This is a genomic window from Ignavibacteria bacterium, assembly GCA_025612375.1.
In the GTDB taxonomy this organism is placed as follows: Bacteria; Bacteroidota; Ignavibacteria; order Ignavibacteriales; family SURF-24; genus JAAXKN01.
Map to the genome: position 1 here is coordinate 34,353 of JAAXKN010000005.1, position 24,911 is coordinate 59,263.

The 24,911-nt window shown below is 45.0% G+C and carries 17 protein-coding genes; 7 read left to right on the plus strand and 10 right to left on the minus strand.

Annotated elements, in window-relative coordinates; genetic code table 11:
• Positions 1-10: 10 nt before the first annotated feature.
• Positions 11-1,216: a bifunctional glutamate N-acetyltransferase/amino-acid acetyltransferase ArgJ gene (argJ, locus tag HF312_05210; protein ID MCU7519594.1), complete on the minus strand. Its 1,206-nt coding sequence runs from the start codon at positions 1,214-1,216 to the stop codon at positions 11-13.
• The gene (argC, locus tag HF312_05215; GenBank protein MCU7519595.1) at positions 1,200-2,234 is read right to left on the minus strand and encodes an N-acetyl-gamma-glutamyl-phosphate reductase; all 1,035 of its coding nucleotides are present in this window, start codon (positions 2,232-2,234) and stop codon (positions 1,200-1,202) included. Before argC ends, argJ begins: the two co-directional genes overlap by 17 nt.
• Before the next feature lie 560 nt (positions 2,235-2,794).
• Here argC and HF312_05220 point away from each other — a divergent pair.
• The 4 genes from HF312_05220 (at position 2,795) to HF312_05235 (ending at position 6,077) form a co-directional block, all read left to right on the plus strand.
• The gene (locus HF312_05220) at positions 2,795-3,274 is read left to right on the plus strand and encodes a DUF2231 domain-containing protein (protein MCU7519596.1); all 480 of its coding nucleotides are present in this window, start codon (positions 2,795-2,797) and stop codon (positions 3,272-3,274) included.
• A 31-nt stretch (positions 3,275-3,305) separates the two neighbouring features.
• Positions 3,306-3,974 (plus strand): response regulator transcription factor, encoded by a 669-nt coding sequence (locus HF312_05225; protein ID MCU7519597.1) that lies wholly within the window; start codon positions 3,306-3,308, stop codon positions 3,972-3,974.
• Positions 3,964-5,352 carry a HAMP domain-containing histidine kinase gene (locus HF312_05230; protein MCU7519598.1) on the plus strand — a complete coding sequence of 463 codons (1,389 nt, stop codon included), beginning with the start codon at positions 3,964-3,966 and terminating at the stop codon, positions 5,350-5,352. The genes HF312_05225 and HF312_05230 overlap by 11 nt, the downstream gene beginning before the upstream one ends.
• Positions 5,353-5,492: 140 nt before the next feature.
• Positions 5,493-6,077 (plus strand): rubrerythrin family protein, encoded by a 585-nt coding sequence (locus tag HF312_05235; GenBank protein ID MCU7519599.1) that lies wholly within the window; start codon positions 5,493-5,495, stop codon positions 6,075-6,077.
• A 78-nt stretch (positions 6,078-6,155) separates the two neighbouring features.
• Here the strand turns inward: HF312_05235 and HF312_05240 are convergent, their stop codons facing one another.
• The 3 genes from HF312_05240 to HF312_05250 form a co-directional block, all read right to left on the minus strand.
• Positions 6,156-6,473: a hypothetical protein gene (locus tag HF312_05240; protein ID MCU7519600.1), complete on the minus strand. Its 318-nt coding sequence runs from the start codon at positions 6,471-6,473 to the stop codon at positions 6,156-6,158.
• The gene (locus HF312_05245; GenBank protein MCU7519601.1) at positions 6,448-6,765 is read right to left on the minus strand and encodes a BrnT family toxin; all 318 of its coding nucleotides are present in this window, start codon (positions 6,763-6,765) and stop codon (positions 6,448-6,450) included. The genes HF312_05240 and HF312_05245 overlap by 26 nt, the downstream gene beginning before the upstream one ends.
• 107 nt (positions 6,766-6,872) lie before the next feature.
• The gene (locus tag HF312_05250) at positions 6,873-8,957 is read right to left on the minus strand and encodes a PAS domain S-box protein (protein MCU7519602.1); all 2,085 of its coding nucleotides are present in this window, start codon (positions 8,955-8,957) and stop codon (positions 6,873-6,875) included.
• Between the two features lie 229 nt (positions 8,958-9,186).
• On the opposite strand from HF312_05250, the gene HF312_05255 reads away from it, so the two are divergent.
• A complete protein-coding gene (locus HF312_05255) occupies positions 9,187-9,666 on the plus strand; it encodes a hypothetical protein (protein ID MCU7519603.1) in 480 nt (159 codons plus the stop codon).
• Positions 9,667-9,698: 32 nt separating this feature from the next.
• On the opposite strand, the gene HF312_05260 is transcribed toward HF312_05255, so the two are convergent.
• The 3 genes from HF312_05260 to HF312_05270 all read right to left on the minus strand — a co-directional run bounded on the left by HF312_05260 (position 9,699) and on the right by HF312_05270 (position 17,074).
• Positions 9,699-13,073 carry a glycosyltransferase gene (locus tag HF312_05260; GenBank protein ID MCU7519604.1) on the minus strand — a complete coding sequence of 1,125 codons (3,375 nt, stop codon included), beginning with the start codon at positions 13,071-13,073 and terminating at the stop codon, positions 9,699-9,701.
• Between the two features lie 238 nt (positions 13,074-13,311).
• Positions 13,312-15,150 carry an alpha-amylase gene (locus HF312_05265; protein ID MCU7519605.1) on the minus strand — a complete coding sequence of 613 codons (1,839 nt, stop codon included), beginning with the start codon at positions 15,148-15,150 and terminating at the stop codon, positions 13,312-13,314.
• A gap of 82 nt (positions 15,151-15,232) precedes the next feature.
• Entirely contained in the window at positions 15,233-17,074 is a 1,842-nt protein-coding gene (locus HF312_05270) for a T9SS type A sorting domain-containing protein (protein MCU7519606.1), read from the minus strand.
• A 218-nt stretch (positions 17,075-17,292) separates the two neighbouring features.
• Here HF312_05270 and HF312_05275 point away from each other — a divergent pair, with 218 nt between their 5' ends.
• The gene (locus tag HF312_05275; GenBank protein MCU7519607.1) at positions 17,293-20,868 is read left to right on the plus strand and encodes a S8 family serine peptidase; all 3,576 of its coding nucleotides are present in this window, start codon (positions 17,293-17,295) and stop codon (positions 20,866-20,868) included.
• A gap of 89 nt (positions 20,869-20,957) precedes the next feature.
• On the opposite strand, the gene HF312_05280 is transcribed toward HF312_05275, so the two are convergent.
• Together HF312_05280 and HF312_05285 are read right to left on the minus strand one after the other, a co-directional pair.
• Positions 20,958-21,233, minus strand: a complete 276-nt coding sequence (locus HF312_05280; protein ID MCU7519608.1) for a hypothetical protein — start codon at positions 21,231-21,233, stop codon at positions 20,958-20,960.
• 99 nt (positions 21,234-21,332) lie between these two features.
• Complete coding sequence (locus HF312_05285; protein MCU7519609.1) at positions 21,333-21,620, minus strand: hypothetical protein; 288 nt, start codon at positions 21,618-21,620, stop codon at positions 21,333-21,335.
• A gap of 689 nt (positions 21,621-22,309) precedes the next feature.
• On the opposite strand from HF312_05285, the gene HF312_05290 reads away from it, so the two are divergent.
• Positions 22,310-24,877, plus strand: a complete 2,568-nt coding sequence (locus HF312_05290) for a cation-translocating P-type ATPase (protein MCU7519610.1) — start codon at positions 22,310-22,312, stop codon at positions 24,875-24,877.
• Positions 24,878-24,911 lie beyond the last annotated feature (34 nt).

Consider the following 24,911-nt stretch of genomic DNA (forward strand, 5'->3'; position numbering starts at 1 on the left):
TCTCCTCTCCTTATGTCCTGTAATCAGCATTTATTTTAATGTATTCTTCTGTAAAGTCGCATGTCCACCAAGTGGCTGCCTTCTTTCCGGAGTCAAGACTGATGTTTATTTCAAATTCATCTTTTGAGAGAACTTCCAGGGCTTTCTCCTCATCGAGTACGATCTTGTAGCCCGGAAGAAGTACCGGCACCTTATCGAAGCTGATGCTCACCTTTGAGGGGTCGAGCTTTGCGCCGCTCATTCCGGCAGCCGACATAATGCGTCCCCAGTTGGCGTCGCGGCCGTAAATTGCTGTTTTAACGAGCGATGAATTTGCAACCGACTTACCTATAAGGTCCGCGTCCTTTTCTGTTTTTGCGCCTGTTACGTTAATTGTAACGAGCTTTGTTGCGCCTTCGCCGTCGGAGACAATTGCCTTTGCCATTTTTTTTGTGAGAGCATCGAGAGCTTCCTGAAAGAGGGCTTCATTCTTTGAGCCTGCCTTAATGCTAAGTTCCGAGTGACCGTTGGCAAGTATGACTACCATATCGTTTGTGGAGGTCTCGCCGTCAACAGAGATCTTATTGAAAGAATTCTGAACTGATTTCTTAAGCATCTTCTGCAGTAGTGCCTGGCTTACCTTTGCATCGGTTGTAATAAATCCGAGCATTGTTGCCATATTCGGCATGATCATTCCGCTGCCCTTGCAAATGGCGCCGATCTTAACCGATCCTCCTTCAAGCTTGACCCTGAGGGCATAGGATTTCATTTTCTTGTCGGTTGTCATAATTGCCTGAGCCGCATCGAGCCCGCCTTCTTCAGAAAGATGGGGTACAATCTTGTCAATTCCTGCAAGGTATGTATCCATAGGAAGTCTTTTTCCTATGACGCCGGTTGAGCTTATAAGGACTTCTGAAGGTTTGATGCCCAGGAGTTCAGCGCAGTGCTTCTGTGTAATCTTTGCATCCTCATGGCCTTCATCGCCGGTGCATGCGTTTGCATTTCCGGAGTTGACCAGAACGGCCTTTACCGGTTTTTTGCCGCCGATGGCTTTTTTAGAAATAAGAAGCGGCGCGGCTTTAACCTTGTTGATTGTAAATGTTCCGGCTGCCGAGCATGGAAGTTCCGAATATATTAGAGCAAGATCCTTCTTTCTTTTTTTGATTCCGCAGTGGATGCCTGCTGCCTTAAAGCCCTTAACGGTTGTTACAGTTCCGTTTTCAATAAATTGATACATTTTTTTCTCCCGTGTGTAATATCCCCAGTCTTTCGTCAAAATTGAATAATTTGTTCATGTTCTGTACTGCCTGTCCGGCAGCGCCTTTTACGAGGTTGTCGATAGTTGAAGTAACGACAACAACCCTGTTTGAAACCGACACATTGATATCGCAGAAATTTGTTCCCACCACCCAGCTGAGGTTCGGCGGAACGTTGCGAAGTCTTACAAAATTTGAATTGCCGTATATATTTTTGTATTCACTTAACACGTCTTTTTCAGAAATATCCTTTTTCAGATGAACTGAGGAAGTGGCATAAATTCCTGTTGCCGCTGGAAGAAGATGCGTTGTAAATGAATACGGTGAATTAAAACCGTTTTTGTTCAGCATCTGCAGCACTTCCGGCTGGTGGCGGTGGCCGTTGACGTTATATGCCCTGACGTTGCCGTCCATCTCAGACATTAGCATTTCTGTTTTTGCCGACTTGCCTGCCCCGCTTGTGCCTGAGTATGCAATTGTGCTGGCAGAGAGAATATCCCCGCCGAACTTTGAAGCAAGGGGAAGCAGCGAAAGCAGTGTTGCAGTGGGATAGCATCCCGGGTTTGCAACTAAACTTACGCCTTTATATTCATCGCCGATGAAATCTGCAAGTCCGTAAAGTTTTTCCTTCAGGAGGTTGGGTGAAGTGTGTTTAAGCTTATACCACTTCTCATAAAGTTCAGCTGTATCGAGCCTGTAGTCGCCGCCTATGTCAATTATCTTTTTATTCTTTGCAATCAGCTCAGGCACATACTTCAGTGCTTCCCCGTGCGGGAGGGCCAGGAAATAAAGGTCGTGGTCATAAGAGACGTTTTCCGCCGGGAGGATAACGCTGTCGGGCGTCTTGCCGTAAAGGTCGGGGAAAACGGAATAAAGGCTCTGGCCTGCCGTAGAATTTCCGTATATGGTGAAGTTGTCCACAAAAGGGTGCAGAGATAAAATCTCAACTAATTTTTTTCCTGCATAGCCGCTGCCGCCAATAATTCCAATAGAAATCATTAAGGATCTGTTCTCCTGAAAATAAAAAGTAAATATGTAAATAGATTAAACGTTAGAATGAACCGGTGAAGCCTGTGTGCTAGGCCCTGATAGGTCGTCGTAGAAGACGGATGCAGGAGTGTTTGCTGCAAGAGTACTCTGATCCGGTAATATGTAAGTGTCTGATTTTCATATACATAAAAATATGGCCTTTATGCAGAATTGTCAAATTAATTATGCATTATTATACATAATTATACCTATTAGGCGCACATTTATGCATAAAAAGAGAATAAATTTTGTGAGCGCGATTTCAGGTATGCAATTATTTGCAAAAATATGAAAATCAGGGGAATTAATCCCGGTAAAGAGTATTAATTTTTAATTATAAGCACAATATTCATAACAGGATTGAAATTATCTCCGCCGTGGAATTTGATATTTATACCCTTATGCGCTATCTTTTATCTGAAGCGGGCTGATGCAGCGGGCACGATTTTTAATCAAATTTTAAGATTCTCCTTAGAGATATTTAAGAAATCATTTCTACCTTAAATTAAAACACATTAAAGGAGGATAAAATGTTTGATACGTCACACCTGCACCCGATGATAGTGCACTTCCCTATTGCACTTCTGATAGTCGGATTTTTATTTGATGCAGTCAGCCTGTTTGTAAAGAAAGAATTCTTCAGCACCGCGGGCTTCTACTTGCTGATACTTGGTACGCTTGGCGTCGTTGCGGCCTTTTTTACCGGCTCTTATGCCGGGGGCGGAATAAGCGAGGCGGGATCGCTTAAGCAGGCTCTTGAAACGCATGAAGGGGCGGCAGAACTGGCCCTCTGGCTCATGATAATAACTGCTGTTGTAAGGATTGCCCTCGTAATTGCAAAGAAATATGAAGGCGGATTTAAGTATGCCGTTGTATTTCTCTTTTTACTTGGCGTGCTGGCAATAGCAAGAACCGGCTACTACGGGGGGGACCTGGTGTTCCGCCATGCAGCAGGAGTCCAGTTTAATCTTGGCCTTGATTCCGGTGCGGGGGATTCCGAAAAAGAATAACACTATTGAACTATTCCGGAGCGGGAAATATATGAGGGTTCTGGTTGTTGAGGATGAAAAAGGAATTGCCGAATTCTTAAAGGATGGACTTGAAGAAGAAGCCTTCGCGGTGGACCTGGCTCCCGAAGGGCGCTCGGGCCTGCAGATGGCTGAAGTAAACGATTACGATTTAATACTCCTGGACTGGATGCTCCCGGGGATCAGCGGAATTGAACTCTGCCGGCAGCTCCGCAAAGAGAAAAATGATACTCCCATAATTTTTCTTACTGCAAAAGATACCGCACAGGACGCGGTCTTCGGGCTCGAAAGCGGTGCTAATGATTATATAAGGAAACCCTTTGCCTTCGAGGAGCTGCTGGCCAGAATAAGAGTGCAGTTAAGATCAGGCTCTGAGGAGCATTCAATCCTGAGGCTCGGAGGAGTGGAACTTAACCTTGATACGCACCAGGTTTTCCAGGGCTCCAGGGAAGTAATTTTAACGCAGAAGGAATTTGCACTTCTTGAATTCCTGCTCAGAAACAAAGGGAAGGTGTGCACCAGGACCCGGATAATTGAGCACGTATGGGATATTCACTTTGAAGCCGATACTTCAGTTATAGACGTGTATATTAACTTCCTGAGAAAAAAGCTGGATAATGGAAGCGGCAAAAGTTTTATTCACACCGTAAGGGGCTCGGGCTATATTGCACGTGAAGAATAATTTAAGCATAAAAAACAGGATAGCCCTCTTCTTCATGATCGCTACGGCTGTCCTGATTACACTGCTTTTTGCAACCATTTACGTTGTGGTGTATAATACTGTCTTTAACCACCTGGATTCAGATCTCGAGGCAGAATCAATTGAAGTCCACAGGAATCTTGTAATCTTAAACGACCGCTTTGTAATTACGAATTCAGAAGAGTGGATGGAAAAAGAGCACCGCCAGATAGAGGTAAACCCCACCTTTGTTGAGATCGTTGACAGGAATGGGAACCTCACAAAGAAAACCGGCAACCTGCTCTACGGAAGCCTTAAATTCGATCCCTCAATTAAAACAAAAAAGTTTTTTGACGCCAGGCTTTCAGGAGCCCCCATAAGGCAGCTTCAGATGCCGATTGAGAACCCTTCGGGCCTGACGCTTGGATACCTTATTATTGCAATCCCACTTGAAGAGTCGGCTCTTGTACTAAGAAACCTTCGCAACGTTTTAGCCGTGGCAATTCCGCTTGTACTTATACTTTTATATTTCATAACAAAGTTTATTGCAGGCAAGAGCATGGCTCCAATAGACACAGTAATTTCAACGGCAGAGAAGATTACAAAGGAAAACATTGATAAGAGAATTGAACTCCCGGTGCACAAGGATGAGCTTTACACACTGACATATACAATAAATGATCTTCTGGACCGCCTGCAGGATGCGGTCCTGCGGGAAAAGCAGTTTACCTCAGACGCCTCACATGAGCTAAGGACGCCTCTGGCAGTATTAAAAGGAACGCTGGAGGTTTTGGTGAGGAAACCCCGCAGCACTGAGCAGTACGAGACAAAAATTAAATACTGCATTGATGAGGTTAACCGCATGTCGAACCTTGTAGACCAGCTCCTTATGCTGGCGCGATATGAAAGCGGCAAAACAGAGCCTAAGATGCAGAAGATAGATATTGCAGGAATTATTGAGCACACAATTTTAAGAATGCAGCACGGTATAAACGCCAAAAGGATCTCACTCAGTTTTGACAGCGAAGCCCCTGTTTATGCCAGCGCTGACGAGGCGATGCTGGAGATAATACTGGACAACATAATTTCAAACTCGGTAAAATATTCGGGAATGGATACGTCAATAAACATAACGCTGAAGACCGATAACGGAAAGGCCGTCTGCACAATTCAGGATTGCGGTATCGGCATGGAAGAAGAGGAAATTGAAAAGATCTTCGACCGGTTCTACCGTATAGATGAATCGCGCAGCTCCAGGATCAGCGGAAGCGGGCTTGGCCTTGCAATAGTTAAAAAACTGGCCGACCTGCAGAAGCTCCGCCTCAGAGTAGAAAGTAAACCCGGCAATGGCACCACTTTTTCCATCTATTTTAATGATTAGACACGCCTGAAGATTTTAAGCAATTTTTAAGAATCCATTAACCTCCTTTTTAGGAAAACTGGTATAATTATTAAGTAATCACTAATAACAAAAGGAGAAAAACTATGTTCAGAAGATCTTTCATTATCTTAATTGCCATGATGTTCGCCGCTTCCATTACTTACGCCGCAAAGCCAAATAATGCCCTGGCATTAAAAATTGAAAACCTGAAGGCTGCTTTTGAAGGGGAATCCACAGCTAGCGCCAAGTACGCAGCCTATGCAAAGAAAGCCAGAGAAGAAGGTCATCCTCAGATCGCGCTGTTATTTGAAGCCGCCTCTTTCTCGGAGGCAACCCATGCAAACAATCATAAATCGGCTCTTTCAGAATTAGGGCAGTCGGTAGGAAAAATAACCCCGAAGTTTGAAGTTAAATCCACAAAGGAAAACCTGCAGGATGCAATCAACGGCGAGACATACGAAGTAACAACAATGTATCCTGATTTTATAAAAGCCGCCAATGAGAATATTGAAAAGATATCGCTTAACTATGCGTACCTTACAGAAAAGAAGCACAAGGAGATGTATAAAAACGCTCTTGAACAGCTTGAGGCAGGCAAGGAAAGCTCGCTTTCAGGCACTTATGCCGTATGCACAACCTGCGGCAACACTTACGACGGCCCCGCCCCGAACAGGTGCGGAATTTCAATGACGCCTAAGGACAGATTCAAAATATTTAAGTTATAACCCATCCTTTAAAAAACAAAAAGGCATGGCTGATTGTAATTCATTCAGCCATGCCTTTGTATATTAAATTCCCTAATCTTATTCTGCTATTCTGCCTCTGGATGATTTACGGGTTTTATTAAATCTATGCTTCACAGACTCATCCAGCATTACTTTTATTAAGGACTGATATGGAACGTCCAGCTGATGGGCCATGGATCTTAAATCATCCAAAAGAGAAACAGGCAGTCTTATAGAAATAGTTTGTGTTGAAGGTTTCAGGTTGGGAAATACAGCTTCCTCTGCCTGATCCCAATCGATATAATCGGTGCTGTCATTTTCCGCCCAGAATTCTCTTTCCTCATCTTCATTCCTGAAGGCTGGAATTTCCTTAAGTTTGCGTTCTTTTCTTTTCATGCTCTTCATAACGTTGTCTTTCATTGGGAGTCATATCTCTGACAGATATGATTCTCACCATGTTTTCTCTTTCAGTAAATGAAATAAATAATTTCCTTTCCCTATTAGTTTTACCAAGCGCCAGGTATCGTCTCTCGGTTGTAGTAGAATGTTTTTTGTCAGTACTAAGCAAAATTGGACGATTAAAAAACACTTCCTCCGCCTCTGTTCTAGTAACATTATGTTTGTAGTAGTTTTTATCCCAGTTCCCGATATCCCAGTCAAATTCGGTCGATTTCGTAATCTTTAACATGTCGCAAATGCTCAGGATGTATATAATGAATATATACGCTTTTAATAATAAATACAAGAATTAATTAAAGCAAAATATCCGGAATAAAAACGTATTAATGGCTTTTCCTAGTTAAAATCTACCCTGAATACCGAGCCCACACCCTTTTTGCTGTCCACTTCAATTGAAAGGTTATTCATTTCGCAGTACTTTTTGACCAGTGCCAGGCCGAGGCCGTTGCCCTCGTATTTTCTAGTGTAGCCCTGCTCCTCCTGTGAAAAAGGCTTGAAAAGATTCGGCAGGTACTCTTCCGAAATCCCAATTCCTGTATCGCGGATGCTGACTACCAGGTCATCCTTTTCATTCTTTTCAACGATAACGCTTATTTTACCCTGCTCGGTATACTTAACGGCGTTGTTGACCAGGTTGTTGAAGACCTGTCCTACCGTGTACTCATCAGCAAAAACCCTTACATCGGCTTTGCCGGTTTTATTCTCAAGCGTAAGCTCAATTCCTTTCTCCTTTGCCTGATGGCAGAATTCCATGTGCAGCTTTTCAAGTATATCTTTCATAAGATCAAACTTCTTCGGCAGCAGCTCATAGGTCCCCGTCTGAATTTCAGACATGTTAAGAATGAGATCGACCGTTCTGATAATCCTTTTCCCCGCATTTCTAATGATGGAGAAGCTGGTTTCAAGGTCCTCGGGCATTTTACCGTCCAGCTCCTCTTCCAGGAGGCTTGAGAAGCTTAGTATGGAATTTATTGGGCTGCGGATCTCGTGCGACATCTGGGCAAGGAATTCCGATTTCAGCTTATCTGACTTTTCAGCTTTTTCCTTGGCAAGAAGGAGTTCCTCTTCGGCCTGCTTGCGGCCTGTAATGTCGCGTGCGACCGTTGTAAAAGAGATTGGCCTTCCGCTTGAATCGTAGACAAGCCCAAGGCTGAATTCAACGGGAAACTCCTGCCCGTCCGTGCGCTGAAATCTCGATTCAACATTTCTGAGGCTTCCTTCTCTTAAAAGCTGCTTCATCTTTCTTTCTACTTCAGGCCTGTCACCGGGGACCACCATGTCGAGTGAATTCTTTCCAATAAGCTCATATGCCGCATTATAACCCAGCATACGTGCTGCCTGCTGGTTACAGGCCAGTATTTTTGAATCCATATCCAGGAGCGTAATGGCATCAGGAGAAAGTTCAACAAGTGTTCTGAACTTTTTCTCGGAGTCCTTCAGTGCCTTCTCGGCAATTCTGCGCCTTTTTTCTTCCTTTATGATTGCCTTTGCTTTAATGGCATAATTCACATAAACCAGAATGCCGCTAAAGAGAAGAATTACAACGATGAGCCATTTTATAATGAAGCCGCTCATAGTTGCGAGCACTTCCTTTTCGGGTGTTGAAACTATTATCGACCAGAACTGGTCGGCTATATGAACCGGCAGGTAATAAGAGCGCATAAGCACCTCCTTGTTACCGCCTTTGCCGGGGCTGTAGTAATAATCATCCGCCCCCTCTTTTCCGCTTAAGATCTTTCCTATCATCGAAAGCGCGGAAGGGGATTCCTTGAAAACTTCAGAAACCGGCTTGAAGTTATTTTCCGCAGCAGAACCGTAGAGAATCGTTCCCTCGTGGCTTACGATCCAAGCCGTACCGCTCTGGCGAACTTTTATATCCTTCAGATAATTTCTGCTTAAATTATCAAAGGGCACCAGGGCAGCAATTCCGCCTTTGAATTTTCCGTTTTCGAATATGGGTTCATAATATGCCACGCACTTATAGCCCTGAACGGCATCAAAAACGTCGCTCAGTACATTTTTACGCTTGTCCAGAAATCTTCTTACATGTTCCTGGTATGATATATTGCGCCCGATAAGATTTTTATTGTATGGGACTGTAAAAAGTACTTTGCCGGATGAATCGATGCGGGTTACGGCTTTTATTTCATGGGAGTGGCTCAGATAAAAATGCGTAAGCAGCTCTTTGCCGCTTTGGTTCATGTTGACGATTTCATCCTGAGCGGAGAAATAATCGAGCATATCTTTATAATGGCTAAAGAAAGTCCGGATTCCTGTAGCAGCCTGCCTGGCATGGATAGTCTGCTCATAATCAAACTGATCTATTGTTGCCCGCTTTACGTCGCTGTATGTAGAATAAAAAAGAATTCCGCATACAACAATGAGCAGAAATAAAAGCAGAAATTGTTTCTTGTAACCCATATTGTCCGGTTTATTTTTTTACTTTTGTCAAATTTAACAAAAATACGATAAAAAATAAGGAATTATTTCGATAATCCAAACCCGAATATTTTCCCGATAGTTCCTCTTTTTCCGGGACCCGGGACTTCGGACATCGGACCCGTCTTTACGCCTTTCGTTTTATCAAATTCTTTTTTTCTTTACTGTAACAGGTGCGTATGACAGCTTTTGTAACAGCAATAAATTAGGTATGAAAAATCTCAACAGTAGTTTTATAAGGTTCCTCGTAATCTGGTACGCAGTATTTCAGATGGCACATTTAACATTCCTGCTAAGGGCGGCACAATTGCTTATCCAGTATAAGATTTTTGTCTTCCCCGCCTCCCCTCCTGCAGACGGGTGGCACTGGCAGGCGGGCAACTTCCTTATTGCAATGGGAATAATGGACGCACTTAATATTGTTCTCACACTGGTCTTCGTCTGGGGGTATTTTGCAAATTCCAGGTGGCGCCTTATTGTGGGGCTTCTGAACCTGAGCGTTATGATGTATTCGGCTATAGTTTATGCAATCGGGACAATTACAGACGGGGCATGGGGGCCGAATATACTTGAGTACATGGCAATGGCCCTCACATTCATCCCTGTAATAGTTCTATTCTTTGAGTTTCTTATCATGGGCTTAAAGGGCAGGTTTTACGAGTCGTATGGAGATGGGCTGGATTTCGACTAGCCTCACCAGCCCCATCACGTCCTGAACTTCTTTTACGCTCTTCCGCCCGTTGGTGAAGGATCCACCTGTACCTTGCCCGTTCTTTTTAATATTCCCCAGCCGACGAGGGTACCTTTAATTGCGGCAACAAAGGATTTAATTAAGACCCAGTACATCAGCTGCCGGTATAAAAACCTCTGCGGGAAAATGAGCCAGAGGCGGTTCATCTTTTCTTTTTCAAACATAAAAGCCACCGCGGCCGAAACAAAATCCAGTATCAGGAACAATGCATAATATCCCAGTATCTGCTGCCAGTAGCCGCCTATTATTCCAAGCACCATCATCAGTTCTGCCAGGGGAGAAAAAAGAGGCAGAAGGAAATGGAACAGAAGAATGTTAGGAAGGGCAACAAGCCCCAGGCTCTTATAATTATGGTTGAATATTGCATCCCTGTGCTTCCAGAGGCTCTGCATAATTCCAAACGACCAGCGGAAGCGCTGACGCAAAAACATCCTTATCGTCTCGGGAGCCTCAGTATAGGCCAGAGCGTGCTCATTGTAGCGCACAACGTGCCCCTGCCTTAAAAGCCTGATCGTAATATCGCAGTCCTCTGCCAGCGTGTCTGAAGTAAAGCCTTCAGCCTCAAGAATATACTTTTTTCTGAAAGCCCCTATTGCACCCGGCACGACGGTAATTGCATTAAGCAGATCAAAAGCCCTGCGGTCGAAGTTCTGGCTTGTAATATATTCAATCGACTGCCACTTAGTGATGAAGTTCCTCTCATTGCCAACCTTAACGTTGCCTGCAACGGCTGCAATGTTTTCATCTTCCAGGATAGTTTCAACGAGCCTTGAAACTGCATCGGGCAAAAGCTGCGTATCGGCATCTATGCATACCACAATTTCACCCCTGGCCTGAGCAATTCCGTAGTTTAGGGCCGTTGCCTTGCCGCCGTTTGGCTTTGTAAAAACCCTTACTTTGGGGTTATCCTTATAAGCCTCACTTACCACATTATATGTCTCATCTTTCGAGCCGTCGTCTACAAAAACAATTTCGTAGCACGGATAGCTGCACCTTAATAGGTTCCTGACGTTTTTAACCGCATGCACCGCCTCGTTAAATGCCGGCACAATAAGGCTCACCCCGGGCTGATTCTTTGCTGATGCCGTCTCTTCACTTTCTCTTTTCTTTTTCTGCATTGCGGCAAATATTCCAACCAGAATAAGCCTGCCTAATGCAAGAATGATCCCGAGGAAGAAAAGGGCAAATATGAAACGGTTCATCCAGTATATGACTTCTGCAATGGACCAGTTAACCTTGGACAAGAATACGTCTTTTCTGTTCGTTAGAGGCGGCATCACGTCGTTGCGTGTTTTGCCGAGCAGGCTGGCAACTGAAGAAAATGTGTATCCCCTGTCCTTAAAATATTTGATTATTGCGGGCAGCTCTTTTACGGTCTGCGAGCGGTCGCCCCCGGCGTCGTGCAGAAGCACAATGGAGCCGAAGGATTCCTCGCGTTTAATTCTTGCCATTATAGAATCTGCCCGAACGCCTTCCTGCCAGTCCAGGGGGTCAATAGAAGCCCCCACGGTATAATAGTTCTGGTTCCTGGCTTCAATAATAGGAAGTATTTCCTGTATGTGCTCGGGCTCCGTATCGGCGTCGTACGGGGGGCGGAAGAGTACAGTGGAGTGCCCCGTAATGCTTTCAATCAGGCGCCTGGTGGAATTAAGCTCAAAGCGTGTTCTTTCAAGGCTTGTAATTGCAAGGTTCGGATGCATGAATGAGTGGTTGCCAATTTCATGGCCCTCGTCGTACATCCTTTTAATAAGGCCCAGGTTGTTCTCGGCGTTAACGCCCAGGACAAAAAACGCAGCCGGGACGTGCTCGCGCTTTAAGATATCCAGTATGGCCGGAGTGTAGCGCCTGTCGGGACCATCGTCAAAGGTAAGCACAATAACTTTCTTTGCGGCGTTGCCGAACTTACGGATCAGGTATGAAGACGGCAGCTGTCTGTAGTTTTCCTCCGAGATCACCTGGTCGTTTTTGTCATATTCAATGTTTATTAAGCCCTTCTGCGGCGTTGAGACTATGTCCAGGATCTCCCCTTCTCCTTCAAAGTCCAGGCTAGTCGTATGGTCAATCGTCTCAAGCTTCGATAAGTCCAGGGGCCTGCGGCTTACTGAATCCAGGCTCAGGCTCTTGTTGTAGAACGTCCAGAGCCTCGGGTCCTCCCCGCCAAGGCGCCAGAGTGCAACGCCGGCGGTTCCGAAGTCCTCAGCCGTTCTGATGAGGTTATAGCAAGTTGCGGCGTCTGTAAACCAGACTGTATGGGGCTTATCGTTGTCGTCGTAATAAGTATAGTCGAGGTTATAATTATTGTTGTCAAAATCTATTTTTCCCTCCGACTCCTTGGCTCTTACGAGTGCTTCCTGGTATGTAATGTCCTCCCCCTCGTCATTCTGCGGCCAGTCGTAGCCGTAGGCAGGAATGCCGAGTATTATTTTCCCGGGTGAGGTTTTCTTAATGATGTTTAAGAGGTTGTATTCAACCCATTTAATGTCTGCAACAGGGCCCGGATTGCTGGCGGCGTAATGCAGGTCGTATGCCATGGGAATGAGATAATTGTTATAGTTCTGGAGCTCGCCATAGTCATAGGCATTATCGCCAACGGGAACGTCCTGCGTTACAATGTAATTCTGCCGGCTGAGCTTTTCATAAAGCTCCTTCTGGAATTCCTGCATGTTGGATTTATCTTTCACATCCAGGCTTTCAAAATCTATATTCACCCCTGCAAACTTATACCTGCCCAGCATTCTAAGCAGGCTTTCAATAAACTTTGTGCGGCGTTCACGCGATGAAATAATCCGTTCCACGTTGCCCGGGTTCCATTTCTCATTAAAGTAGTTAGAGACCATGGGAAGGATTTTTATTTTATGGTTTTCCATGAGGGCAAGGGCGCGGAAGTCAATATCTGCGGCAACCGTATCGGCATAATCGGAAACGAAGAGCCATTCGGGCATAACCATATTCATTTTATCTATATTGTCCCTCAGCGAGTAGAATGACTGCGCATCCCAGTTGACATAGAACCCGGCACGGATCTGGTTAGTTTTCATCTGGCTCGGCTTATGGTTCAGCCTGTGGTTCTGTGAAACGAGCTTCATCAGCTCCCTGCGGCTCTTATGGTAGAGTTTATTTTCCTTTGTGGAGATCGTTGTAATATGCTCAGGGTTGAGCACTTTTCTGTAGAGCTCGTTCTGCTCGCGCAGCCTTGGAAGCGAGGTGCCGCTTTCGCTTATTACATCTACAGCAAGCGCAAAGCCTGCAAGGAGAATTAAGACGAGGACAAAGCGTACTGTTCCCTTAAAAGCTCTCCATCTTTTATCGGATTCGCTTGAAAAAACGGGTTTATTCTGGTTGGTCATATCTTAAATTAAATAAATTGAAAGACAACATGCTATAAATTTGAACAATTCTACAAAGAAAAAGTTCAACTTACAAGCGGCAAAGAAACGGAAAAAATGGCTGGTAATCCATGGCAAAATACAGGGCTGATTTTTGGGTGAGATACCGGAGGAAAATCGGGGGCTGAAGCCCCGCTGGATAGGGGCATTTCCTAAACCCCGAGCTAAAAGCTCGGGGCTAGTCATAGGAAGAACAATTTTATTTTACCTCGAATATGTCCCCGGTAAGGGCTTGCATTTCGAGCTTGAGATCGGGAGTAAATTTAATCTCTTTTCCAGTCATAAGGCTTTTTAAGACTTTTGCATTCTTAAAATGATCCCCGAGGGATGCTATGCTGAGTTTCTGAGGCTCCTTATTGCCGTTTAAGACAACGAGCACGGTCTCATTATCCGAAACCCTGAGGTAAGGGTAGACTTCATCAAAGGGCGGGAAATGAATGAGCTTTCCCGTTTGAATGGCTTCGCTGTTTTTTCTAATCTCAAGGAGCTTATGCACAAAGTCGTACGTTTCATTTTCTTTTTCTGTACGCCCCTGTTTTGTAAAAGCGTCGTGGCTGCTGTTAGGGAATCCACCCGGGAAATCGGCACGCTTTCGCCCGTCATCGGGTCCGCCTACAATACCTATCTCTGTTCCGTAGTAGATCTGCGGAATTCCGCGCGTTGTAAGTAAAAGCTCCATGGCCAGTTTGAACTGGTTCATGTCGCTATGCAGAAGGTACATTATTCTTTCCACGTCGTGGTTATCCAGGAAAGTAACCAGGTTCGACGGGTTCGGGAAAAGGTAGTCCTTGGCAATGTCGTCATACATTCTTCTTAGACCCCGTCCGTTTGCAAAAGCGTCAGCCGCGGCATCGCGGAAAGAAAAGTCGGTAAGGCTGGGCAGGTTAGTATTAAACTTCTGAGGGATAAAGCTTCCTGCCTGGAAGGGTGCCAGGAACGCAGGATCTCCCATCCAGACCTCGCCCACTATATTAAAATTGGGATATTCGGTAAGGATGGTCTTATTCCACCCGGACAGAAACTCCTGATCGGGATAAGGATACGTGTCTTCCCTTATTCCATCCAGCCCTGCAAACTCAACCCACCACAGTGTATTTTCTGTCAGGTACTTTGCAAGATACGGGTTTTTCTGGTTTAAGTCGGGCATTTCATTGACGAACCAGCCGTGGTTGTTAAAATCCCTTACGGCAGGATCGCTATGGACGTCGTAGACCGAGGAGTTGATGTGGCGCGTAATATTGTGACTTTCTTTAGAGCCGTTAAGCCAGTCTTTGGCCGGCAGGTTCTTCATCCACGGGTGATAACTGCTGATATGGTTGTTCACGTGGTCTAAAATAACCTTAAGGCCGCGCTTGTGGGCTTCTTCAACAAACGTTTTATACAACTCATTTGTACCGAAGCGTGCGTCAATTTTATAATGGTCCGTTACAGCGTAGCCGTGATAGCTTAGGCGCGTGTTGTTTTCAACAAGAGGGTTAACCCAGACAGCTGTTACACCAAGGTCCTTAATATAATCAAGGTGGTCAATTATCCCCTGAATGTCGCCCCCGTGGCGCCCGTAGGCAGAGTCGGGCAGGTAGTGGTCATTCATTCCGGAGACTTCATCGTTCGTCCTGTCGCCGTTAGCAAAGCGGTCGGGTGTAATCATATAAATTACGTCCTTAGGGCTGAAACCCTGGCAGCGCCCGGAAGGGTTTTCTCTTTTGAGGACCGGGAAATCAACTGAAGCTTTCTCATTTCCTTTTCTTAGCGTAAGAGTGTAAGTGCCGGGAGTTGTATTATCCGGAATAACAATATCTATAAAAGCATATGACGGGTTATCCGTATTATTAACCTTTACCACTTTGAGCTTTGGAGAGTTGAAGCTTGCCTTAACGCCTTTAAGACCTTCCCCATAAACCATAAGCTGCACATGGTTATATTTCATGCCGCTCCACCAGTTAGGGGGTTCCACCTTTGAGATCTTAACTGTCTGTGCAAAAGTTGCCTGGAGCGAAAAGACAATCAGAAATATTACACTTTTAAGTTTAAGAGACATTTTAATATTCCTCTGCAATGGATAATTATAAGTTTCAGTTTTCAAATATAGGATTATTTCCTTTAATTTATGCGGCAGGGATTTATTTCAAGAACAGCATCTTTTTAGACAGCGACATGCTGCCGGCATTAAGTTGATAAATATAAATGCCGCTTGAAAGGTCCCCGGCGCTGAAATGAACTTCATGCATGCCTTTTGACCTGTAGCCCTCTTCAACTATTTTAACTTCCTTTCCCAGAATGTCATAAACCGTAAGTCTGACATTTGCGCCCTGGGTGAGGTTATATCTGATAGTAGTAGAAGGGTTAAAGGGATTGGGATAATTCTGGTAAAGGGCAAAATCCGTTGGTATCAGCTTTTCCTCAACGCGGCTCAACTGCCCTTTATAGATTACCCTGAATGCGTCTGAAGCCACGGCAGCAGTTTCATTATTTTCCACCCTGATTGTAATTGAGGCAGGAGTAGAAAGCGTAAGGCTGTCGGTCAGAAGGTTCCACTGCCCGCCGTCTTTCTGCTGGCTTCTGTAGGCAGTTACACTATTGCCGTTTGCTTCCATTACAATTTTTGTATTTGTGGATACTCCTGCAGTTGAAGGCCACCATCCGGAGATGCTGTAAATTCCGGCAGGAAGGCTCTCCGTATGATAAGATACTGAAGCCTTTGTGGTACTCTTATTCATAAAAAGATAATTATTACCAAAGAATAAAAGTCCCGATGAATCAGCCTTTGCCGCGCCTTCAACTACGGCCTGCGAGTTATCCAACTGCAGGTGTTTTGGATGTGAGAGCCCCAGGTATTCCGCAGCCGCATAAAGCGTGCGCTGCCCTATCTGGAAAAGGCTTTCGTTAGTAACCCAGAAGCCCGTTGAATACTGGTCATAAGGGGTTTCATAAGTAAGCGCCATAACGGACTGCCCGTAATTCTGGTACAGCCATCCTTCGGGGAAGTAATATCCGATATTCGAATAGCTGTAGTCCGTCTTTGTAAAGTACGGATTGTCTGAAGTATTAAGGTTTGCAAACTGGTTCTGCTTTAAGTAAAAGTTTTGCGTTGTCGAGGCGGCAGTATGGATCCAGAAAGTTGCAAACTTTGAGGCCTGGGAATGAATATTAAGAAAAACCGCCAGCTGTCCCTTAGAGTTAATTTCTTTCATCTTATTTCTTAAAGCCACGACTTCAAGTGTAGTCCCGTCGTCAGGAAGCCCCCAGTTGGATTCAACATCGACGCCGTCAGGGTTAGTCCTTGACTTGCCGTAGAAAACGCCGTCGGGATTTGTAAAAGGCACAATGTAGAATATCAGTTTCTTTTTGTAATAGTTCACCACGTCATTATTGCTTAAGAGTTCCTGCACAATTCCGTCGAGGTGCCAGGAGCCCGGGGTCTCGCTCGGGTGTGTGCGGGCGTGTATCCAGACTGCGCGTTTTTCGCTCAGTGGGACCGAGTTATCTGTTATGGTGAGCATCTGGAGCGGCAGATTGTGCTTTGTAAAACCTATTGTATCCACCTTTACGTCGCTATGTTTTTCCCACTCCTTAATTCTCTGCTGGAGGTAGCTGTAGTTATAAGGTATGTAATAGGAGACATAGACCGTATCCTGCTCGAATGTTTTTTCGAAGTAGTTCTGCCTTGGGCTTTCGAACATTGTAAAGCGGTAGAACTCCTTGTTGTCGTAAGAATAGAATGGTCTGTTCACGTCAGTTGTCGGGATATAAACAGAAATATGCCTGTTTTTCACCCCGGAAATGCGGAAGTAAAACCATCTGCCGCCGATATCATCAGTACTGTTTGTTGTAACGGTATAGTTTACAGAGTCCATAGTTGCCACAGAATTTATATTTCCGCTTTCGAAATTTGCGTCGAACTTAATCTGTGCCGAAATAGCTGCCTGAAGAGCCAGGAGTAAGATAAAAGTAAAAATTTTCATTCCCGGGTGCCTTTAGATAATTGAATAAAGATATTTCCTGCCAAAACTAAGCTTTAGGCGGTGGAAATTCAACATTTCCCCTAAGGGATAGAAAAGAATTATTCACATTAAATAGTAATTTAACTATTTTGCACCTGTAGAATCTTTGAAAAGGATTAGTAATCCTTGAAAACAGAACTTACCCCGGGCTTTAATCTTATTTTAATAAGGAGCTAATAATGCGTTTTGTTTTCCTTCTTTTTATCACCAGCGTTTTATTTATTACCGGAATTTCACAGGCACAGGAGGCAATTCCTTATTCCGGAAATTCCGCGTCTCAGAGCTTTATACAGGAAAAACCAGGCCATATCACAGGCGCTCTTATTATCAATGACAGCGTTAAGGTAATTGATACCGATATGACCGAAATGGTTAATATAATTGTTGAGTACAAGGATACCCCATTGTTCATGCTGCAGATAGACAGCAAAATCAAAAAGCCTGTAACTGCTTCATACATGTCGAGGCAGACGCAGTTTTCTTCAGACCTCCCGGGGCTTTATGAAAAAGCAAACAAAGCCTATAACGTGCAGCTCGGGCTTCCGCAGAAGAAAAGAGAATATTTCAAGCTCTTCAGCGGCGCAAGCCTCAGTGTTCCAAGGGCAATGATCTCAATGATCTCTTCGCTCCCCTATGTCAGAAAAGTATACATGGATAAAATTCTCAAAGTTAATCTCCGTGAAAGCGTAAGGCTTATAGGCGCAGATTCTGTCTGGAGTAAATTTAACGATGAGGGCGACAGCATAGTTATTGGTATAATTGATACGGGGGTCGACTATCTGCACCCGGCACTGGGAGGCGGATTTGGAAAGGGCTTTAAGGTTATGGGAGGATATGATTTTGTAAACAGGGATAATAACCCTATGGATGACCACGGGCACGGGACACATGTTGCAGGCATCGCCGCCGCTGATGGCACAGAAATTAAGGGCGTTGCTCCAAAGGCTCTTCTTATGGCTTATAAGGTCTTAAACAAAGATGGCGAAGGCTTTGAATCTGACTGCATTGCAGCCGTGGAAAGAACCGTTGACCCGAATGAGGACAATAACACTGAGGACATGCTGGACGTTGTGAATATGAGTCTGGGGGCTGAAGAGGGCAACCCTTTTGACCCCATGAGCCAGGCTGTAAATAACGCCGTAAGGCTCGGTGTTACATTCTGCATCTCAGCCGGCAACAGCGGCCGGGATTACCGCATCTCAAGCCCCGGATCCTCTGAGCTCGCAATTACCGTTGGAGCAACCGACAAATCGACCAGGCTGGCCTACTTCAGCTCAAAAGGGCCTTCAAAAAGACTTTTTGCCATTAAGCCCGAAATCCTTGCCCCTGGAGTAGGCATCCGCTCCTGCTTTCTTAACGGGGACTATAAGACCTTAGATGGCACTTCCATGGCAAGCCCCATGGTAGCAGGCGTCTGCGCCCTTCTTAAACACATGCACAGGAACTGGACCCCAAAAATGATAAAGTCGGCCATAATGGCTACGGCCAAGGACTATAACCTGTGCCCCATGAGCTACGGGGCGGGATTCTTAAATGCACCTAAGGCAATGGATGTGAAGTCATTTGCATTTCCTTCAGGATTAAGCTTCGGCATAGACAGCATGAACAGCAGAGCGTGGATAAGAAAAGATACCATTTCAATACTCAATGAGTCCACTTCAACACAGAGCTACAATATCACCGTAGATGGACTTGCTTCAGGTATCACGCTCGACGTGGACCGTAACGTGCTCCTGCTTCAGCCCGGGGAATCTGGCAAAGTAGTCTTTACACTCAGTGTGGACAACAAGACTATTGAACATATGTACATGGAGTCTTACTCATACGGCGGGAAAGTTAACATCCGGGGTAGTGCAGACACACTTGCCATACCCTGGGCGTTTGTAAGGGGTCCTTTCGTTCAGGTGAATTTTGCAAAACCTCCCGTTTTCTCATTCATCTATGGAACCCACGACTGGCGTACACTTGAAAATGAGTGGACGTCAAATGATCTCAACCAGGCTGAAATTCTTCTTTCTAAAGGAAGCTATTCACTGATCTCTATATTTTCAGACACTGAGAACGGAATACCCGCGTTGTACTTTGTTGACAAGCCCTTCAGCTTAGGGGGATTCAGTAGCATTTATGCGGGGCCATCTGATGCCGGCAATTCCATAAGAGTCAACGGGGTGGATGAATCGGGCAGAAAATTCAGCAGCCTTCCCAACTCGCGGAATAACTTCTTTTTTTCGTTTCCAAATTACGGAGTTTTCTCAAACGCAAGGCAGGGGCTCTATTATTCATTTTCTTCCGATTATATACTGAAAGTTTCCAATACAACTATTTTTACCGCAATTAATGCGGGGCAGTTTCAGTTCGACCCGGCAATGGATAACGCCGTAAGAATTCTTCGTTTCCCGCTCATGTCCAACGTGACTGACAGCGTTAACCTTACGAACTCCCCTTCCGGTTTTCTGAAGCGAACTATTACAATTAACCAGCCGGAAGGATCGGAAGCCTCAATCAGCAACTGCTTCAACGCCCCCTTGAATAAAATTATTATTGATGATCCATCAAGCAGAATTAAAAGCCCTAAATGGAAAGGGGTTCTGTATATGACTCCTGAAACGGATAACAGTTTTGCACACTCGGCAATTATTCAGTCCTTAAAAGAAAACGGAGTCCCTAACTGGACGAGCGGGAGCCTCCTGGCCCGGTACGGTGCCGTGGGGGTTACGCCAATGGGCTACTACACGCCAGCTCCATTCATAACCGATCCTGATGAGGCAATCAGTTTCGGTGAAGGCCCGGTTTATGCCGATCTTTACTATGGAATGGCGCTCATGGGATCCAGCATCCAATTATGCCCCCATGTTTCCATTTACGGCAGGATGAATGAGCTCAGGACAGGTGACGAAAGTTATACAACTTATACATCTTACGACGAAAACGGGAATATAATTTCATATGGACCTCTATCGGCAATGGAATTTCCGCAAGGCAGGTTCAAGCTGGAATTCACAACAAGTAATTTTATGGTTGCAGGAGTAAAAGGGAAAGGCCGCTACTATACCGAAATGAGTTCCGCAGAGAATAAGGCTGAACTGCCCCATATTGTATCACTGCAGATTCTGAACTCTAATGGCACACCCTCCGGAATTCTGACTGCAGGAAGAAGGGGAAAAATTTCCTTTAGTGTTTCATCACTTGATGAGAATTTTAAGAATAAGATAGATACCAGCTGGACAAGACTTTACCTGAAGAAAAACGGCTCGCAGGAATGGGAGCAGGTTAAGATAGGAAAAAGGACATTCAGTGAGGACACGACGCTTACCAGCACAGCAGACATCGGGAAATTTTTAGAAACCGATTCCACCTTAATCGACCTTAAGATAGTGACACAGTCTTTATCCAAACAGAAAGTTGAGTGGATTCTGGTGCCTGCATTTGCTGTTGGCGACTACCGCTATAAGATTTCTGATGAGGAGGATTATACACTCCGCATCCCGACTGCGGACTACATCCTTTACAATAACTTCCCCAACCCGTTTAACGCGTCAACCGTGATAAGCTACGGGCTCCCCAAGCGCTCTCACGTTGAAGTCAGGATCTACGACATTCTGGGACGCGAGGTAACGACACTTGTAGACAGAGTGCAGGAAGCCGGGCAGTATAAAGTTGCCTTCGACGGCCGGGATTTAACCTCGGGAATGTATATCTGCCGGATGAGCTCAGGCAGCTTTGCAAAGGTTCAGAAAATCCTTCTCGTTAAATAATAATGTCACCAAAAACATAGAGCGCCTTTTTCAGGCGCTCTTGTAAATAACTCAAATTACTTTACTTTTGGAAGAGGAACAATAAATTCCTAATCAAATAAGTTTTCCAGGAACCCGCCCGTCCTTTTCCTGTGGCGGCCCTTTTCATAATAGTCGTCGTCATCATCATGATGATGCCTTTCATGGTGGTCATCATCATAGTAGCGGGACGTGTTATTTTCCTCAAACTGCCTGTTCCTGGCAATTATCTTGTCAAGCTCCCCCTTGTCCAGCCAGATCCCCTCGCATTTGGGACAAATATCTATCAGAACATCTGTCTTTATTACCTCATTCATGAATACGTCACATGAAGGACACTTCTTCATTTTGGTTCTCCTCTGATTTGTAATTAATAATTAAGTGCTGCCGTGCACCGCAAACTGATGGAAATTGACTGGTGCACGTTATTTATTCCGGTAAGGGTTTTACGGGTTGTTTTTGGGAGGATTCCAGATTTCAAGATCAAGAATTGTTGTCTTAAATGCCTTATCACAAAACGCTGCTGCTCCGGGAATTAAAAATATTTTTCTATAGGAGCTCTCAGTACATGAGTAATCGTCCTCCTGGATATCGTGCCCCTCGTCATCATAGGCTATACCGGAATTTTCAGCAGACTCGTGAAACTGACCTTCAGAAAGAAGGCTGCGCCCGGGGTCCGATACTGCCAGCAGGAGTAATGCAAAAAGAAAAAATATGTTTAAATTAAGTCGCATTTTACTTATTATAATACCAGAGAAAAGCAATTAATTGAGCAAATTAACGATAGATTAAAATATAGCCAAATAGTTCAATATTCAAGATTTTTGAAGACATGTATAGTGAATAAACTTTCTTTTGCATCAACAAACGGACTATGAGTTCACCCCGGGGTAAAAAAAATGGAAAAACTGCTGTTTGCCTCTGTAATTTTAATTACTATTATTTCATGCGGAAAGCCGGATGCCCGGGCGGGCAATTACTTGTGTCCAGATCAATATTCAATTCTTTCTGAAATGCCAGGTGCCATGGAAAAGGAAGCAGCACACCCGGATTATGAAGAAGGAATGATTTATTCTTATTTGTTCAATACCTCGTTTTCCTGTAATCTGAAAATTGCAAATGCTCAGGGGCAGGCTTTTTATGATGAAATCTGCAACATATTTCAACCCCCGCGGTAATATCCGGTATTTCCTGCTAAAAACAATTCTGCTTATTACAGATTAAGTAATACTTCCCGGTACTAAGACGTCCCTTTCATTCGGGGCTGAATTTTACCGGTAAACTGAACCAGCGACTTACAGTAAAGAAGGTTCAGATTACAGAAGATGGAATCAATCATTTAAGGACTTATTCAGACCTGGCTGCCGTAAGATAATAATTTGGCGGCGCCAGAAAAGAGATAAAGTTTCCCGGAGGAATATTTATGAAAAATTTTGATCTCTCAGCTTTTCCAGGCCTTTCTACAGACGAAGCAGCCGAACGGCTGCAGAAAAACGGGTACAATGAACTGCCCGCAGCAAAGAAAAGGGGCATTTTTACGGTCGCTCTGGAAGTGATTAAAGAACCGATGTTCATTTTACTTGTTGCCTGCGGCGTCCTTTACCTCGTACTGGGCGATATGCAGGAAGCTCTTCTGCTCCTTGGCTTTGTATTCGTAATAATGGCAATTACGTTCTTCCAGGAAAGAAAAACTGAAAATGCGCTTGAAGCTTTAAGGGACCTCTCGAGCCCGCGGGCACTGGTAATAAGAAACGGAATGGAAAAAAGAATAGCAGGAAGAGAAGTTGTACCAGATGACATCATTGTAATCAGCGAGGGCGACAGGGTGCCGGCAGATGCCGTTGTGCTGCAGTCCATTAATTTAAGTGCCGATGAGTCTCTTCTAACGGGAGAATCCGTCCCGGTCAGAAAAGCCGATCTTGGGTGTAATGCCCTCCTTTTTGCTAATGTACCCCCGGGCGGGGACGACCAGCCATATATATATTCCGGATCGATGATCGTTCAGGGTCAGGCAATTGCACGCGTAATTGCAACGGGGCAATACACTGAACTGGGTAAAATCGGCAAGGCGCTTAAAAGTATTGAAATTCAGGATACGCCGTTAAAGAAAGAGACAGGGAGACTGGTAGTAAATATAGCAGTAATAGGCGCCTCGCTCTGCATTGCCGTAATCCTCATTATGGGCCTCGTCAGAAATGAGTGGCTTCAGGGTTTTCTTGCAGGCCTGACGCTGGCAATGGCTATGCTTCCGGAGGAGTTTCCTGTAGTGCTTACAATCTTCCTGGCACTTGGGGCATGGAGGATTTCCAAAAGGAACGTCTTAACCAGAAGGATACCGGCTGTTGAAACACTTGGCGCAACCACTGTTTTATGCGTCGATAAAACCGGCACGCTTACATTAAATAAAATGGGGATAGGGATGTTTTATTCCTGCGGAGAATACCTGGATGCAAAGTCCATTGAAAAATGCCCCATCCCTGAAGGATTCCACTCGCTGGTTGAATACGGCATTCTTGCCAGCCGTCCCGACCCGTTTGATCCGATGGAAAAGGCATTAAAAGTCTTAGGCGAACTTAAGCTCTCCGGAACGGAGCATCTGCATAACGGCTGGCAGCTGGTGGAGGAGTATCCTCTTTCGGGAGAGCTCCTGGCAATGTCAAATGTCTGGAAGTCGGAAAGCAGAAAGGAGTTTACCATATCCTCAAAAGGGGCTCCGGAGGCGATACTGGACCTCTGCCACCTGAGCGGGGAGGAAAAAAAGGAACTCTTATCTGTTATCGATAAAATGAGCAGCGAGGGGCTGAGGGTACTGGGAGTGGCAAACGCCACATTTGGCATATCCGGCCTTCCGGATAATCAGCACGATTTTGACTTCAGGTTTATAGGCTTTATAGGCTTTGCAGATCCCCCAAGGCCTGCCGTACCCGGGGCAATTAAAGAATGTTATAAGGCCGGCATAAGAGTAATTATGATTACGGGCGACCACCCGGGAACGGCCAGGAACATTGCAAAGCAGATCGGCCTGAGAAATTTCGACAGGGTTATAACCGGCCAGGAACTTTCGGAAATGAACGAAGTGGAACTCTCCTCAAGAATTAAGGATACGAACATTTTCTGCCGCGTGGTGCCGGAACAGAAGTTAAAGATTGTAAATACACTTAAATCCATGGGCGAAATTGTTTCAATGACAGGCGACGGCGTAAACGACGCCCCGGCGTTAAAATCCGCACACATAGGTATTGCCATGGGCGGAAGAGGAACTGACGTGGCGCGCGAGTCGGCATCGCTTGTGCTGCTGGATGACGATTTCTCGTCAATAGTAGGCGCGGTTAAGATGGGAAGAAGAATTTTCGACAACCTGAAGAAGGCCATGTCATACATTATTTCCATACATGTTCCTATTGCAGGCTTGTCACTCCTGCCTTTGGTAATTAACAGGGATCTTATCCTTCTTCCTGTTCACATAGTTTTCCTGGAACTTATAATAGACCCTGCCTGCTCAATTGTCTTCGAAGTCCAGAAGGAAGAAAAAGATTTGCTTTTAAGGCCGCCGAGGAAGGTAACGGAACCTCTTTTCGGGAAGAAAAATGTGCTTTTCAGCCTGCTGCAGGGAATAACGGCACTGACGGTTTCAATTGCAGTATATTTTATCGCGGATTCCGGCAATAAAGGGCAGGATGAGGCAAGAGCAATGGTTTTTGTAACCTTAATACTGGCAAACCTGGGACTGATATTATCCAACCGGTCCTGGAGCGTGGATGCGTTTACACTCCTGAGAGAAAACAACACGGCATTTAACTGGATTGCCATTGGGGCGGTTACTTTTCTGTTTGCCGCCTTATTTGTGCCGCAGCTTAACTCTTTGTTCCGCTTCAGCTACCTCCATATGAACGACCTGCTTACATGCCTTTTGGCAGCACTCGTAAGCATAGCTTTTACGGAAGTGATGAAACTTATAAACAAAAAAATGTACGGTGGAAAGATGAAGTAAAAAAAGAGCGCCTCTGCATAGGCGCTCTTTTTTT